This is a genomic window from Micromonospora sp. RL09-050-HVF-A (assembly GCF_019374995.1).
Taxonomy (GTDB): Bacteria; Actinomycetota; Actinomycetes; order Mycobacteriales; family Micromonosporaceae; genus Micromonospora; species Micromonospora antibiotica.
On sequence record NZ_JAGKQP010000002.1, the window covers coordinates 4830921 to 4846234 of the forward strand.

At 71.5% G+C, this 15314-nt stretch carries 13 protein-coding genes and 1 pseudogene; 10 read left to right on the forward strand and 4 right to left on the reverse strand.

The genetic code is table 11. The annotated features are described in order from the left end of the window. Positions 1–10 precede the first annotated feature (10 nt). On the forward strand, positions 11–4375 hold the full coding sequence (locus J7462_RS21350; protein WP_219465767.1) for a HAMP domain-containing protein: 4365 nt from the start codon (positions 11–13) through the stop codon (positions 4373–4375). After that, complete coding sequence (locus J7462_RS21355; protein WP_208565450.1) at positions 4372–4929, forward strand: two-component system response regulator; 558 nt, start codon at positions 4372–4374, stop codon at positions 4927–4929. The genes J7462_RS21350 and J7462_RS21355 overlap by 4 nt, the downstream gene beginning before the upstream one ends. Positions 4930–5007: 78 nt before the next feature. Here the strand turns inward: J7462_RS21355 and J7462_RS33015 are convergent, their stop codons facing one another. Then, on the reverse strand, positions 5008–5505 hold the full coding sequence (locus J7462_RS33015; protein ID WP_219465770.1) for a GbsR/MarR family transcriptional regulator: 498 nt from the start codon (positions 5503–5505) through the stop codon (positions 5008–5010). Positions 5506–5600: 95 nt separating this feature from the next. Here J7462_RS33015 and J7462_RS21365 point away from each other — a divergent pair. Further along, positions 5601–6485: pseudogene (locus J7462_RS21365) on the forward strand (ATP-binding cassette domain-containing protein); the annotation flags it as partial. Here J7462_RS21365 and J7462_RS33700 read toward each other — a convergent pair. Further along, positions 6470–6688 (reverse strand): pentapeptide repeat-containing protein, encoded by a 219-nt coding sequence (locus tag J7462_RS33700; RefSeq protein WP_219465773.1) that lies wholly within the window; start codon positions 6686–6688, stop codon positions 6470–6472. The pseudogene J7462_RS21365 and the gene J7462_RS33700 sit on opposite strands and share 16 nt — an antisense overlap. Between J7462_RS33700 and J7462_RS21375 the strand changes: the two genes are divergently transcribed. Continuing rightward, positions 6662–8254 (forward strand): ABC transporter permease, encoded by a 1593-nt coding sequence (locus tag J7462_RS21375; RefSeq protein ID WP_219465776.1) that lies wholly within the window; start codon positions 6662–6664, stop codon positions 8252–8254. The two genes, J7462_RS33700 and J7462_RS21375, sit on opposite strands and share 27 nt — an antisense overlap. 78 nt (positions 8255–8332) lie before the next feature. Here the strand turns inward: J7462_RS21375 and J7462_RS21380 are convergent, their stop codons facing one another. Next, positions 8333–8668 (reverse strand): STAS domain-containing protein, encoded by a 336-nt coding sequence (locus J7462_RS21380; RefSeq protein ID WP_208565454.1) that lies wholly within the window; start codon positions 8666–8668, stop codon positions 8333–8335. A 170-nt stretch (positions 8669–8838) separates the two neighbouring features. Between J7462_RS21380 and hemL the strand changes: the two genes are divergently transcribed. From hemL to ccsB, 6 genes are all read left to right on the forward strand, one after another. Continuing rightward, entirely contained in the window at positions 8839–10176 is a 1338-nt protein-coding gene (gene hemL, locus J7462_RS21385; protein ID WP_219465779.1) for a glutamate-1-semialdehyde 2,1-aminomutase, read from the forward strand. 124 nt (positions 10177–10300) lie between these two features. After that, positions 10301–10948, forward strand: a complete 648-nt coding sequence (locus tag J7462_RS21390; protein ID WP_219465782.1) for a histidine phosphatase family protein — start codon at positions 10301–10303, stop codon at positions 10946–10948. 1 nt (position 10949) lies between these two features. Next, complete coding sequence (locus J7462_RS21395) at positions 10950–11525, forward strand: TlpA disulfide reductase family protein (RefSeq protein WP_219465785.1); 576 nt, start codon at positions 10950–10952, stop codon at positions 11523–11525. After that, the gene (locus J7462_RS21400; RefSeq protein ID WP_219465788.1) at positions 11525–12427 is read left to right on the forward strand and encodes a cytochrome c biogenesis CcdA family protein; all 903 of its coding nucleotides are present in this window, start codon (positions 11525–11527) and stop codon (positions 12425–12427) included. Before J7462_RS21395 ends, J7462_RS21400 begins: the two co-directional genes overlap by 1 nt. Continuing rightward, the gene (locus tag J7462_RS21405) at positions 12427–14049 is read left to right on the forward strand and encodes a cytochrome c biogenesis protein ResB (protein WP_219465789.1); all 1623 of its coding nucleotides are present in this window, start codon (positions 12427–12429) and stop codon (positions 14047–14049) included. The genes J7462_RS21400 and J7462_RS21405 overlap by 1 nt, the downstream gene beginning before the upstream one ends. Next, the gene (ccsB, locus tag J7462_RS21410) at positions 14049–15059 is read left to right on the forward strand and encodes a c-type cytochrome biogenesis protein CcsB (RefSeq protein WP_219465791.1); all 1011 of its coding nucleotides are present in this window, start codon (positions 14049–14051) and stop codon (positions 15057–15059) included. Before J7462_RS21405 ends, ccsB begins: the two co-directional genes overlap by 1 nt. Here the strand turns inward: ccsB and J7462_RS21415 are convergent. Further along, positions 15025–15255 (reverse strand): hypothetical protein, encoded by a 231-nt coding sequence (locus J7462_RS21415; protein ID WP_255597827.1) that lies wholly within the window; start codon positions 15253–15255, stop codon positions 15025–15027. The genes ccsB and J7462_RS21415 overlap by 35 nt on opposite strands. Positions 15256–15314 lie beyond the last annotated feature (59 nt).

Sequence of the window (15314 nt, forward strand, 5' to 3'; positions counted from 1 at the left end):
GCGAGGAAAGATGACCGCGAAACAGTCGGTGACGGCGGACGTGTCCGCTTCCGAGCATGACGCGCTCCTCGGTGAGCTGTCGGAGGCGCTGCGGCGGGTCGGCCGGGGTGACTTCAAGGTACGGCTGCCCCGGCGCGCGGGTGCGGCTGGTGAGGTGGCGGACGCCTTCAACGAGGTGGTGTCGCTCCAGGAACGGCAGCACCTGGACCTGCGCCGGATCAGTCGGGTGGTGGGCCGGGACGGCCGGCTGACCGAGCGCCTCGACGAGGAGGGCCTGGACGGCTCCTGGGCGGAGGGCCAGCGGGCGGTCAACTCGCTGATCGACGACCTGGGTCGACCGACCACCGAGATCGCCCGGGTGATCATGGCGGTGGCCGACGGTGACCTCTCCCAGCACATGGAGTTGGAGATCGACGGTCGCCCGCTGCGCGGTGAGTACCTGCGGATCGGCCGGACGGTCAACACGATGGTCGGGCAGCTCTCGTCGTTCTCCAACGAGGTGACCCGGGTGGCCCGGGAGGTGGGCACCGAGGGCAAGTTGGGTGGTCAGGCGGACGTACGGGGTGTCGCCGGCACCTGGAAGGACCTCACCGACTCGGTGAACACCATGGCGTCGAACCTGACCGGCCAGGTGCGGTCGATCTCGCAGGTGGCGACGGCGGTGGCCCGGGGTGACCTGTCGCAGAAGATCACGGTCGGGGCGCGCGGCGAGGTCGCCGAGCTGGCCGACACGATGAACTCGCTGACCGACACGCTGCGCCTGTTCGCCGAGCAGGTGACCCGGGTGGCGCGGGAGGTGGGCACCGAGGGCAAGCTCGGTGGGCAGGCCGACGTGCCGAACGTCGCGGGCACCTGGAAGGACCTCACCGACAGCGTCAACTCGATGGCGTCGAACCTGACCTCTCAGGTGCGTAACATCGCGCAGGTCTCGACGGCGGTGGCCCGGGGTGACCTGAGCCAGAAGATCACCGTGGCGGCGCAGGGCGAGATCCTGGAGCTGAAGGACACCGTGAACACGATGGTGGACCAGCTCAGCTCGTTTGCCGACGAGGTGACCCGGGTGGCCCGGGAGGTGGGCATCGAGGGCAAGCTCGGCGGTCAGGCCCAGGTACGCGGGGTCTCCGGCACCTGGCGGGACCTGACGGAGAACGTCAACCAGCTCGCCGGCAACCTGACCAGCCAGGTCCGCAACATCTCCCAGGTCTCCACGGCGGTGGCGAAGGGTGACCTGTCGCAGAAGATCACCGTGGACGCGCAGGGCGAGATCCTGGAGCTGAAGAACACCGTCAACACGATGGTCGACCAGTTGTCGTCGTTCGCCGACGAGGTGACCCGGGTGGCCCGCGAGGTGGGCACCGAGGGCAAGCTGGGCGGGCAGGCACAGGTGAAGGGTGTCTCGGGCACCTGGCGCGATCTCACCGACAACGTGAACTCGATGGCGTCCAACCTGACGTCCCAGGTGCGCAACATCGCCTCGGTGACGACGGCGGTGGCGAAGGGCGACCTGTCGCAGAAGATCACCGTGGATGCCCGGGGTGAGATCCTGGAGCTGAAGTCCACGGTCAACACGATGGTGGATCAGCTGTCGTCGTTCGCCGACGAGGTGACCCGGGTGGCCCGGGAGGTGGGCACCGAGGGCAAGCTCGGCGGTCAGGCCCAGGTACGCGGGGTCGCCGGCACCTGGCGGGATCTCACCGACAACGTGAACTCGATGGCGTCGAACCTGACCAGTCAGGTGCGTAACATCGCGCAGGTCTCCACGGCGGTGGCGAAGGGTGACCTGTCGCAGAAGATCACGGTGGACGCGCAGGGCGAGATCCTGGAGCTGAAGAACACCGTCAACACGATGGTGGACCAGCTCAGCTCGTTTGCCGACGAGGTGACCCGGGTGGCCCGGGAGGTGGGCACCGAGGGCAAGCTCGGCGGGCAGGCGCAGGTGAAGGGTGTCTCGGGCACCTGGCGGGATCTCACCGACAACGTGAACTCGATGGCGTCCAACCTGACGTCCCAGGTGCGCAACATCGCCTCGGTGACCACGGCGGTGGCCAAGGGTGACCTCGGTCAGAAGATCACGGTGGACGCGCAGGGCGAGATCCTGGAGCTGAAGAACACGGTCAACACGATGGTGGACCAGCTCAGCTCGTTCGCCGACGAGGTGACCCGGGTGGGTCGCGAGGTCGGCATCGAGGGCAAGCTCGGCGGTCAGGCCCAGGTCAAGGGCGTGAGCGGCACCTGGCGGGACCTCACCGAGAACGTGAACCAGCTCGCCTCGACCCTGACCACCCAGCTCCGGGCGATCTCCCAGGTCTCCACGTCGGTGACCCGGGGCGACCTTACCCAGCGGATCGCGGTCAAGGCGCAGGGCGAGGTCGCCGAGCTGAAGGACAACATCAACCAGATGATCGTCACCCTGCGGGAGACGACCAAGAAGAACGCCGAGCAGGGCTGGCTCGACTCCAACCTGGCCCGCATCGGTGGCCTGCTTCAGGGCCAGCGGGACCTGGGCGAGGTCTGCCGCATGATCATGATGGAGGTGACCCCGCTGGTCGACGCGCAGCTCGGCGCGTTCTTCCTGGCGGACACCTCCGACGGGGTGATGCGGCTGCGGCTGACCGCGTCGTACGGGTATGTGGCGCGGGGGCACGACGTCACGTTCGGGCCCGGTGAGGGGCTGGTCGGTCAGGCGGCGCTCTCCCGCCGGACGATCCGGCTCAACGCGCTGCCCGACGGGCGGATCACCCTGCGGTCGGGGCTGGCCGAGACGCTCCCGTCCGACCTGGTGGTGCTGCCGATCCTGTTCGAGGGGGAGCTGCTCGGGGTGATCGAGTTCGCCAGCGTGGCCCGCTTCTCGGAGCTGCACCTGGCGTTCCTGGAGCGGCTGGTGCTCACCATCGGTGTCGCGGTCAACACCATCCAGGCCAACCGGCGTACGGAGGAGTTGCTGGCCCAGTCGCAGCGGCTGGCGTTGGAGTTGCAGGACCAGTCGGCGGAGTTGCAGCGCACCAACGCCGAGTTGGAGGACAAGGCGAAGCTGCTCAGTGAGCAGAAGGGCAACATCGAGACCAAGAACCGGGAGATCGAGCTGGCCCGGCTCGGCCTGGAGGAGAAGGCACAGCAGCTCACCCGGGCGTCGGCGTACAAGTCGGAGTTCCTGGCGAACATGAGCCACGAGCTGCGTACCCCGCTGAACTCGCTGCTGCTGCTGGCCCGGTTGCTGGTGGAGAACTCGGAGCGCAACCTCACCCCGAAGCAGATCGAGTTCGCCCGGACGATCCACGGCTCGGGCTCGGACCTGCTGCGCCTGATCGACGACATCCTGGACCTGTCCAAGATCGAGGCGGGTCGGATGGACGTCGAGCCGACGGAGATCCGGTTCGCCGAGATCCGCAACTACGTGGAGCAGGCGTTCGCCCCGCAGGCGGAGGACAAGAACCTCGACTTCCAGGTGCGGGTGGCCAAGGAACTGCCGCCGGCCCTGGTGACCGACGCCCAACGGTTGCAGCAGATCCTGCGCAACATGCTCTCCAACGCGGTGAAGTTCACCGACAACGGCGCGGTCACCCTGCGGATCGCCCCGGCGGCGGAGAACGCGGTCTTCGACGTGCCGGCGTTGACCAACGCCCGCCAGGTGATCGCCTTCACCGTGATCGACACCGGCATCGGCATCTCCGACGACAAGCTGAGCATCATCTTCGAGGCGTTCCAGCAGGCCGACGGCACCACCAGCCGGCGGTACGGCGGCACCGGGCTGGGCCTGTCGATCAGTCGGGACCTGGCCCGGCTGATCGGCGGCACGATCACCGTGACCTCCGCGCCGGGGCAGGGTTCGACGTTCACCCTCTTCGTACCGGATGTGCTGGCGCCGGACGCGGTGGTGGCGCCGCAGTCACCGTCGCCGGAGCGCGCGGGCCTGCCGGCGTCGCTGCTGATGCCGCCGGTGGAGTTGCTGGCCGCGCCGGAGGCCCCGGCCACCCGGCAGTTGGACGGCGCCACGGTACTGATCGTCGACGACGACGTACGCAACGTGTTCGCGTTGACCAGCGCGTTGGAACTGCACGGGATGACCGTGCTGTACTCGGACAACGGCGCGGACGGGGTTCGCGTGCTGGCCGAGCATCCGGAGGTGGACATCGTGCTGATGGACGCCATGATGCCCGACCAGGACGGTTACGAGACGACCCGGCAGATCCGCCGGAACCACCGCTTCGCGGACCTGCCGATCGTCTTCCTCACCGCGAAGGCGATGCCCGGTGACCGGGAGTCGGCGCTGGCGGCCGGGGGTAGCGACTACATCACCAAGCCGGTGGACCTGGACGGGCTGATCGAGCGGATGGCGTCCTGGATCAGTGGCAGCCGAGACAAGGAGAATTCGTGACCCAGACTGCCAAGGCGCTGCTGGTCGACGACCGTCGGGAGAACCTGATGGCCCTGGAGGCGATCCTCCAGGGGCTCCCGGTGCAGTCGGTGGCCGTGGAGAGCGGTGAGGCGGCGCTGAAGCAACTGCTGGTGGACGACTTCGCGGTCATCCTGCTGGACGCCCAGATGCCCGACATGGACGGCTTCGAGACGGCCAGTCACATCAAGCGCCGGGAGCGGACCCGGCACGTGCCGATCATCTTCCTCACCGCCGCCGACAAGGACGCCCAGTTGGCGCTGCGCGGCTATGCGGTCGGGGCGGTGGACTACCTGACCAAGCCGTTCGACCCGTGGGTGTTGCGGGCGAAGGTGTCGGTGTTCGTGGAGCTGTGGGTGAAGACCCGGCAGTTGGCGGCGCAGTCCGACGTGGTGCGTGAGCGTGACGCCCAGTGGCGGGTGCTCACCGACGCGGTGGACGCGGCGGCCACCCTGCTGCGGGTCGAGGACGACCCGGAGGCCCGGCAGCGTGCCCTGGACATTCTGGAGCAGGCCCGCTGGGGCAACACCGCCTGACCGGCGGCGTGCACCGGGCGTGACCAGGCGGGTGCCGGCCCGGCCGGGGGTCGGGCGTGCGGTCGGGTGGCGGCGTGCTCAGTGGGCGGGTGTGCCGCTGGCGGCGCGGCGGGCCCGCCAGCGCTCGCCGAGCGAGTCGAGTTCCTCCTGGATGAAATAGAAGAAGTCCCGCATCTCGGCCACCCGTTCGCCGCCCGGGGTGGCGGTGCCGCCCAGTGCGGTGACGCCCGCGTCGGCGATGTCGATGAAGTTCTTGTAGAGGCCGGTCTTGGTGATGGTGCCCTCGTACCAGGGGTTGTCGGGCAGCCGGTAGTGGTCCCGGCGCGAGCGCGGGACCGGTTCGCGGACCAGCATGCTGACCTGGGTCAGGTGGCGTACCGCGCCGGATACGGCTGCCGCGCTGACGCCGAGCCGCTCGCCGATCTGGGCGGCGGTCAGCGGGCCGTCGGCGCTCATCACGGCGAACAGGACCCGGGCGGACATCCGGGGGAAGCCGACGTCCGCGAAGGCCATCGCCATCCGTTCGACGAAGAGGTGGACCTCGTCGTCGTGGCCGGGTTGACGGTCGTCAGGCATCGGACGCTGCTCCTCGGGCTCGGGACGGTTCAGGCGATGGTGCCGCACCGGACAGAAACTTCACAACTTTGTGAAACGAGTGTAGCTTCTGAATTATGGAAACCCCGATAGCGGTGACCGGCCTGGTGAAGACCTTCGGCCGCACCAGGGCCCTCGACGGGCTCGACCTGAACGTCCGGGCCGGTGAGGTGCACGGCTTCCTCGGCCCGAACGGCGCCGGCAAGTCGACCGCCATCCGGGTCCTGCTCGGGCTGCTGCGGGCGGACGCGGGGGCCGTCCGACTGCTCGACGGTGACCCGTGGCGCGACGCCGTCACGCTGCACCGCCGCCTGGCGTACGTGCCGGGCGACGTCACCCTCTGGCCCCAGCTCTCCGGCGGCGAGGTGATCGACCTGCTCGGGCGGATGCGCGGCGGGCTCGACCCGAAGCGCCGCGCCGAGCTGCTCGCGTCGTTCGAGCTGGACCCCCGCAAGAAGGGGCGCACCTACTCCAAGGGCAACCGGCAGAAGGTCGGCCTGGTCGCCGCGCTCGCCTCCGACGTCGAACTGCTCATCCTCGACGAGCCCACCTCCGGGCTGGACCCGCTGATGGAGGAGGTGTTCCAGCACTGGATCGACCGGGCCCGCCGCGACGGCCGCACCGTGCTGCTGTCCAGCCACATCCTGGCCGAGGTGGAGGCGCTCTGCGACCGGGTGACGATCATCCGCAACGGCCGCCACGTCGAGACCGGCACCCTGACCGAGCTGCGTCACCTGCACCGCACCGCGATCGACGCCGAACTGGCCGGCCCGGTGGACGGCCTGGCCGACCTGCCCGGCGTGCACGACCTGCGGGTAGACGGCGACCGGGTCCGCTTCGCCGTCGACACCGTCGCGCTGGACACCGCGCTGCGCCGGCTCACCGAGATCGGCGTACGCAGCCTGGTCAGCCAGCCGCCGACGCTGGAGGAGCTGTTCCTGCGCCACTACGAGACCCCGGCCCCCGACGCCCCGGTCTCGACCGCGTCGGGCAGCACCGCGCCCGACAGCACCGCGCCCGACAGCACCGCGCCCGACAGCACCGCGCCCGACAGCACCGCGCCGGGCAGCACCGCGCCGGGCAACACCGCGCCCGACAGCACCGCGCCGGGCAGCGACCAGCCGACGGGGGTACGGCGATGAGCACCCTCACCGGCACCGGTCACCTGGCCCGGCTGATCCTGCGCCGGGACCGGATCGTCCTGCCGCTCTGGGTGCTGCTGCTGACCGTCCTGCCGGTGTCCTACGCGGGCAGCTTCTTCGCGCTGTTCCCCACCGCCGCCGAGCGGGCCGCGTACGTCACCGGCACCGCCCGCAACCCGTCGGTGGTGGCCCTGCTCGGCCCGGTCTACGGCGACAGCGTCGGCGCGTTGACCGCCCAGCGCGGTGGCTTCCTCCAGGTGATCGTCGGGCTGGCCGCCCTGCTCACCGTCATCCGGCACACCCGCACCGAGGAGGAGGCCGGTCGACGGGAACTACTCGGCGCGACCGTCCTCGGCCGGTACGCCGGGCTCACCGCCGCACTGCTGGTGACGTACGCGGCCAGCCTGCTGCTCGGCCTGCTCACCGCCGCCGGGCTGGCCGCCACCGGGCTGCCGGCGACCGGCTCGCTGGCGTACGGGCTGTCGGCGGCGCTGGTGGGGGTGGTCTTCGCCACGGTGGGCGGGTTGGCCGCCCAGCTCACCCAGACCGCCGGTGGGGCGCGCGGGATCGCCGTCGGGGTGCTCGGGGTGGCGTTCACGCTCCGGCTGGTCGGGGACACCTCCGAGCACGGGTGGCCGAGTTGGCTGTCCCCGCTGGGTTGGGCCGCACGCATCCGCGCCTACGCGGGGGAGCGCTGGTGGGTGCTGGCCCTGCCGGTCGCGCTGACCGTGCTGCTGGCCGTGGTGGCGTACCCGGTATCGGTGCGGCGGGACCTCGGGGCCGGCGTGCTGCCGTCGCGGCCGGGTCCGGTGCGGGCCGGGCGGGTGCTGTCCGGGCCGTTCGGGTTGGCTTGGCGGCTGCACCGGGGGCCACTGCTGGGCTGGTCGGTGGGCTTCCTCCTGCTCGGGTCGGTCGTCGGTGGCGCGGCCGAGGCGGCCGGCCGCTCGGTCGCCGGCAACGCCGCGTTGGAGCAGGTGATGGCCCGGCTGGGTGGCGCGTCGGGGCTGGCCGAGGCGTACCTGGGGGTGTCGTTGGGGGTGGCCGGGCTGGCCGCCGCCGGCTACGGCGTCCAGGCGGCGTTGCGGATGCGGTCGGAGGAGGCCGCCGGGCGGGCCGAGCCGGTGCTGGCCACCGGGGTGCACCGGTCGACCTGGCTCGCCTCACACCTGGTGTTCGTCCTGCTGGGGCCGGTGGTGGTGCTGGCGTTGGTCGGGCTGGCGGCCGGCCTGACCTACGGGCTCAGCATCGGTGACGTGCCGGGGCAGCTGCCCCGGATGCTCGGTGCCGGCCTGGCGCAGGTGCCGGCGGCCTGGGTGCTCGCCGGCCTGGCGGTGCTGCTGTATGGCCTGTTGCCCCGCCTCTCCCCGGCGGCCTGGGCGGTGCTCGCGGTGGTGGTGCTGCTCGGTCAGCTCGGCGCGGTGCTGGAGCTGAGCCAGTGGCTGCTGGACCTGTCGCCGTTCACCCACACCCCACAGGTGTTGCGCGCCGGCTGGAGCGTCATTCCGCTGCTGGCCCTGACCGTGCTGGCCGGGGTGTTCTGCGCGGTCGGCTTCGCGTCCTTCCGCCGCCGCGACATCCCGGTCGGCTGACGGCACGACATCTCCCGGCTGGCCGGCCGCGCCACGACGCGTCGGCCGGCGGGCCCTTGCCGGGGCGGGCCCGACCGGTCAGCCGGAGGGGGTCTCGTTACGGATCATCAGGGCGGAACGCAGGCCGGTGATGTCGAGGACGCGCAGCAGGAAGTCGCCCACGTTGCTCAGGATCAACAGGCACTGGGAGTGGCTGGCCTTGCGACTGAGCACGACCAGCGTGCCGAGCCCCTGCGAGTCGCAGAAGGTCACCCCGGCCAGGTCGAGCACGATGCGCGGCGGAGGCTCGGCGAGCACCTCGTTCACGACGGTCGACAGTTGGGCGGCGGTGAGCATGTCGATCTCACCGGCCAGGCGCAACACCACTTCGTCGCCAGTCCGGTGTACCGTGATGGACAGCTCGGCACGATCCACGCCGTCAGCCTATCGCGATCCCACCAACCTGGCCCGGCGAGACGATCCGCCGTGCCGATCACCGGGCGAGCGGCAGATCCGCCCCACCGGCTCCGGTGGGGTGAGCCGGGTAACCCGGCCCCGGGGTGGCTGCGGATTCCCCGCCCGGCGCTGACACAATGGGCCGCATCGTGACCGATACCTTTTCCGCCGGGACCGGCCGCTACCCGGCCGACGCACCGGCCTCCGAGGCCCTGTTCGACCGCGCCCGGGCCATCGTGCCGGGCGGGGTCAACTCCCCTGTGCGCGCGTTCCGTGCCGTCGGTGGCACCCCGCGCTTCATGGTCCGGGGGGAGGGTCCCTGGCTGTACGACGCCGACGGGCGACGTTACGTCGACCTGGTCTGCTCGTGGGGGCCGCTGATCCTGGGCCACGCCCACCCCGAGGTGGTCGAGGCGGTGCGGGAGGCCGCCACCCTCGGCACCAGCTTCGGCACCCCCACCCCGGGTGAGGTGGAGTTGGCCGCCGAGATCGTCGAGCGCACCCCGGTCGAGCAGGTCCGGCTGGTCAACTCGGGCACCGAGGCGACCATGTCGGCGATCCGGCTGGCCCGGGGGTTCACCGGCCGATCCAAGATCATCAAGTTCGCCGGCTGCTACCACGGCCACTCCGACGGGCTGCTCGCCGCCGCCGGCTCCGGTGTCGCCACCCTCGGCCTACCCGACTCTCCCGGGGTCACCGGCGCGGCGGCCGGCGACACCATCGTGCTGCCCTACAACGACATCACCGCCGTCGAGGCGGCGTTCGCCGCGCAGGGTCCGCACATCGCGGCGGTCATCACCGAGGCCGCCGCCGGCAACATGGGCGTGGTCGCCCCCCGCGACGGCTTCAACTCCCGGCTCGCCGCGATCGCCCACGCCCACGGCGCGCTGCTCATCGTCGACGAGGTGATGACCGGGTTCCGGGTCTCCCGCGCCGGCTGGCACGGCCTCGACCCGTCCGACGCCGACCTGTGGACGTACGGCAAGGTGATGGGGGGCGGGCTGCCCGCCGCGGCCTTCGGCGGGCGCACGGAGATCATGTCCCGGCTCGCCCCGGCCGGCCCGGTCTACCAGGCCGGCACCCTCTCCGGTAACCCGCTGGCCTGCGCCGCCGGCCTGGCCACCCTGCGGCTGGCCGACGACGCCCTCTACCGCCGGCTCGACGACACGGCCGCCGTCGTGGGCAAGCTCGCCGCCGACGCGCTGGCCGCCGCCGGGGTCCCGCACCGCCTGTCGTACGCGGGCAGCATGTTCTCGATCTTCTTCACCGACGCCGACGTGGTCGACTACGACAGCGCCCGCACCCAGCAGGTGCCCGCGTTCAAGGCGTTCTTCCACGCGATGCTCGCCGCGGGTGTCTACCTGCCGCCGAGCGCGTTCGAGTCGTGGTTCGTGTCGGCGGCGCTCGACGACGCCGCCCTGGAGCACATCGCCGCCGCCCTGCCCGGCGCGGCGACAGCAGCGGCAGCGGCAGGCCACGGGGGGTAAAACCAGTGAGCGCGAGGAGTGAGCCGGGTTTGCGAGCCCCGCAGTCGCGAACGAGGGGGATGCCAGTGAGCGCGAGGAGTGAGCCGGGTTTGCGAGCCCCGCAGTCGCGAACGAGGGGGATGCAATGAGTAAGACCGTCGTCCACGTGCTGCGGCACGGCGAGGTGCACAACCCGGACCGGATCCTCTACGGCCGGCTGCCCGGCTTCCGGCTTTCGGAGCTGGGCGTGCAGATGGCCAAGGCCGCCGCCCAGGCGGTCGCCGAGCGGGAGGTCGTGCACGTGGTGGCCAGCCCGCTGGAACGCGCCCAGCAGACCGCAGAGCCGATCGCCGGGCAGTTCGGGCTCCCGGTCGGGGTGGACGAGCGGCTGATCGAGAGCGCCAACTGGTTCGAGGGCAAGAAGGTCTCGCCCGGGGACGGCTCGTTCCGCGACCCGCGCAACTGGTGGGTGCTGCGCGACCCGGTCACCCCGAGCTGGGGCGAGGCCTACCGGGCCATCGCCGAGCGGATGTTCGCCGGGCTGCACGCCGCCCGGGTGGCCGCCGAGGGACGGGAGGCGGTCATCGTCTCCCACCAGCTTCCCGTCTGGACGCTGCGCCGCTACGTCGAGCGCAAACGGCTCTGGCACGATCCGCGCCGCCGGCAGTGCGGGCTGGCCAGCCTCACCTCCTTCCATTTCGACGGGGCGAAGGTGGTCGGGATCGGCTACTCCGAGCCGGCCGCCCACCTGATCGCCATGTCCGCGACAGCCCGGACGGCCAAGGGGGCCTGAGATGCGTTCCCGGAGGCCGTTGGCCGTCCTGCTCGCCGCCGTCACCGCCGGGGCGGCGCTGGTCGGCTGCTCCTCCGGCACCGACGAGAGCCGGTGCGCCAACAACGGCGGCATCGTCGAGTGCGCCCCCGACCAACGCTACGCCGCCCCGAAGATCGCCGGTGACCTGCTCACCGGCGGTGGGTACGACACCTCCCAGGCCCGGGGCCAGGTGGTGGTGGTCAACTTCTGGGGTTCCTGGTGCGCGCCCTGTCGCGCCGAGGCCGATGACCTGGAGGCCACCTACCAGGCCACCAAGGCATCCGGGGTGACCTTCCTCGGCATCAACGTGCAGGACAGCCGGGACAAGGCGATCGCCTTCGAGGAGGGTCGGGTGACGTATCCGAGCCTGTTCGACCCGGCCAGCCGGCTGGCGCTGGCGCTGGACATCCCGCCGAACACCATCCCGGCCACCGTCGTGCTCGACCGGCAGGGCCGGATCGCCACCGTGATCCGGGCCGCCGTCACCACCGACGGGCTGCGCCCGATCGTCGAGCGGATCGCCGCCGAAGAGCCGGCGTCGACCGGTTCCCGCTGATGGGCGAGACGTTCCGCGAACTCGCCCAGTCCGGCCCGTTGCTGCTGGCCATCGGTGCGGCGGCGCTCGCCGGGCTGGTCAGCTTCCTGTCCCCGTGCGTGTTGCCGCTGATGCCCGGCTACCTGTCGTACGTGACGGGGCTGGCCGGCACCGACCTGGAGGGCCGCGCCCGGCCGACCACCCCGACCGGCGCGGACCCCGCCCCGGGCGGCGGCTCGGCACCCGGCGAGGGCCCGGCCTCCGACGGCGGTTCGGCTCCCGACGGCGGTCCCGGCGGCACGGTGGCGGTGGCGACGCGGGCGGCGGCCCGGCCGGTGGCGGCGGTCAAGGGCCGGGTGCTGGCCGGCACGCTGTTGTTCATCGCCGGCTTCACCGTCGTCTTCACCGCCACCGCGATCCTCTTCGCCGGGTTCGGTCGGATCTTCTTCGACTACGAGCGCACCTTCCAGGTCGTCATCGGCGGGCTGATCGTCCTGCTCGGGCTCAGCTACCTGGGCGTGCTCCCGGGGATGCAGCGGGAACTGCGGATCCGACGGTTGCCCGCCGCCGGGCTGCTCGGTGCGCCGGTCCTCGGCGCGGTGTTCGCGTTGAGCTGGATGCCGTGCACCGGTCCGACGCTGGGTGCGGTGCTGGGGATGGCCGCCACCGGTGGGCAGACCGACCGGGCCGTGGTGCTGGCGGTGGCGTACTGCCTGGGGTTGGGGTTGCCGTTCGTGGTCTTCGGGTTGGGCTTCCACCGGCTGCTCGGGGTGTTCCGGGCGGTCCGGCGCAACAGCCGGTGGGTGACCCGGATCGGCGGGGTGCTGCTGATCCTGATCGGCCTGGCGCTGGTCACCGGCGGCTGGCAGAGCTTCGTGATCTGGTTGCAGACGACAGTGGGCCCCGGCGAGGTGAGCATCTGATGACGACCGTCGACGACCGGCCGGCCAGCCCACCCGCCGAGGCCCCCCGCCGCCGGCCGAATCCGGTGCTGGCCCTGCTGCGCAACTCCTGGCGGCAGCTCACCAGCATGCGTACCGCGTTGATCCTGTTGTTCCTGCTCGCGGTCGCGGCGATTCCCGGCTCGGTGCTGCCGCAGCGGGGGGTCAACCCGGAGAACGTCGACAGGTACTTCGTCGAGCACCCCGATTTGGCCCCGCAGCTCGACCGGATCGGCGCGTTCGAGGTGTTCGGTTCGGTCTGGTTCTCCGCCATCTATCTGCTGCTGTTCACCTCGCTGGTGGGCTGCATCCTGCCCCGGATGCGCGACCACGTGCGCGCCTTGCGGGCCCGGCCGCCGGCCGCGCCCAAGCGGATGGACAGGCTGCCGCAGCACACCGTGCTGGAGGCGCCGGGGGCCGCCGACCCACAGGCCATCGCCGCGGTGCTGCGCCGCCGCCGCTGGCGGGTGCAGGTGCGCGGCAACGAGGTCTCCGCCGAGAAGGGCTACCTCAAGGAGACCGGCAACCTGCTGTTCCACACCTCGCTGGTCGCCGTGCTGGTCGGCGTCGCGCTCGGCTCGTGGTACGGCTGGCACGGCAACCGCCTGCTGGTCACGGGCGCGGACAACGCCTTCTGCAACACCCGCCAGCAGTACGCCGAGGCGAAGCTCGGCCCCCGCGTGGACAGCGCCGACCTGCCGTCGTTCTGCCTGACCCTCGACAGGTTCGACGCCCGGTTCCTGCCGTCCGGTCTGCCGGAGAGCTACCGCGCGACGGTGACCGTGGACCGGCCGGACGGCTCGGACCGGCGGACCGCCGATTTCTCGGTCAACTCGCCGCTGCGGCTCGGCTCGGCCAACGTCTACCTGCTGGGTCACGGCTACGCCCCGATCCTGAAGTACACCGACCGGTACGGCCGCAGCCAGACCAGCACGGTGCCGTTCCTGACCAGCGGCGACGCCAACCTCACCAGCGAGGGGGTGGCCGCCTTCCCGGACGCCAACGTCGACCCGGCGACCGGCCGGCGGGACGCCAACCAGCAGGTCGCCTTCGAGGGGTTGTACCTGCCGACCGCCCCGGACACCGCGCCGTTCGCGTCGTCGCGGTTCCCGGAGGAGCGCAACCCGGCCGTGGTGCTGGCCGCCTACCGGGGCAACCTGGGGCTGGACGCCGGCATCCCCGGCTCGGTCTACCAGCTCGACCAGCGGCAGGTGACCAACGGCAAGCTCAAGCAGGTCGGCAACAAGAAGCTCACCCCCGGTGAGACGTGGACCCTGGACGACGGCAGCAAGCTGGAGTTCCTCGGCACCAAGCGGTACGTCACCCTGTCCGTCCGGCACGACCCGGGCGAGAAGCTGATGCTGGGCGCCTGCGTGGTGCTGCTGGTCGGGCTGATGGGCTCGCTGTTCGGCCGCCGTCGGCGGGTCTGGTTCCGGGTGACGCCCCCCGACAGTGGATCTCCGACGGGCGGTAGTAGTTTGGTGTCGGCCGGTGGGCTGCCGCGCACCGATCATCCAGGGTTCGCCGAGGAGTTCGCGTCTCTCGTCGCTGCGGTTCGCGACGACGGGCGGCCCGACCGGCGGGCGCGAGAGGGAGTCGAGTGATGTCCGCAGTCTCCGACCAGCTGGTGACGTTCGCGATCCTGGTGTACCTGGTCGCGATGATCAGCCACGCCGTCGAGTACGCCCTGGGCAACGTCCGCGCGGTGTCGGCCCGGGTCGCACCGGCCCGGGAGTTGGTCGGCGCGGGTGTCGGCGGGGCCGGCGACGCGGTTGCCGGTGGGGCCGACGCGCCGGTGAAGGGCGACGCCGTCGGGACCACGCCGCCGTCGACCCGGCCGAGCCGTTCGGCGGGACGGGCCAGGCTGGCCGGGCGGATCGCCGCCGGGCTGACCGTGCTCGCCGCCGCGCTGCACCTCGGCGCGCTGGTCACCCGGGGCATCGCGGCCGACCGGATGCCCTGGGGCAACATGTACGAGTTCGTGCTGACGGTCACCTGGATCGGGACCGCCGCCTGGCTCGTGGTGCTCTGGAAGCGGCCGTCGCTGCGCCGGCTCGGGCTGTTCCTCACCCTGGTCATGGTGCTGCTGCTGGCCTTCGCCGAGCTGAAGCTCTACGTCCCGGTGGTGCCGCTGATGCCGGCGCTCCAGTCGTACTGGTTCATCATCCACGTGTCGACGATCGTCTTCTCCTCCGGCATCTTCCTGCTGGGCGTGGTGCCGGCGGTGTCGTTCCTGCTGCGCAACGGCTACGAGCAGGGGCGGCGCAGCTTCCCCTACACGCTGGCCCGGCGGCTGCCCGGGGCGGCCGACCTGGAGCGGCTGACCTTCGCCCTGCACGCCTTCTCGTTCCCGATCTTCACGTTCGCGGTGATCGCGGGCGCGATCTGGGCCGAGGCGGCCTGGGGCCGGGCCTGGGGTTGGGACCCGAAGGAGACCTGGGCGTTCATCTCCTGGGTGGTCTACGCCGGCTACCTGCACGCCCGCGCCACGCCCAGCGTCCGGCGCAACGTGGCGACCTGGATCGCGGTGCTGGGCTTCCTGACCGTGCTGATGAACCTGTTCGGGGTGAACTTCTTCTTCACCGGCCTGCACTCGTACGCCGGGGTGGAGTGAGTCGGCCGGTGAGCACCCGGTCGACGCCCAGGGTCACCTGGTAGGCGACCTCCGGCACGTCGGCCAGGTCGATGCGCTCGGCCCGCAGGGCGAGCTGGGCGTGCAGTTCCCGGGCCACCGCGTCGCGGATCTCCTTCAGCAGCGGGGAGAAGCCGTCCGGATCACCCACGGTGTACGCGTCGTCTATGCGTCCCATCCTCTACCGGAGGACCAGGTGTGTCGATGCCCCTGGCCTGCAGAACGTCTATCTCTCCC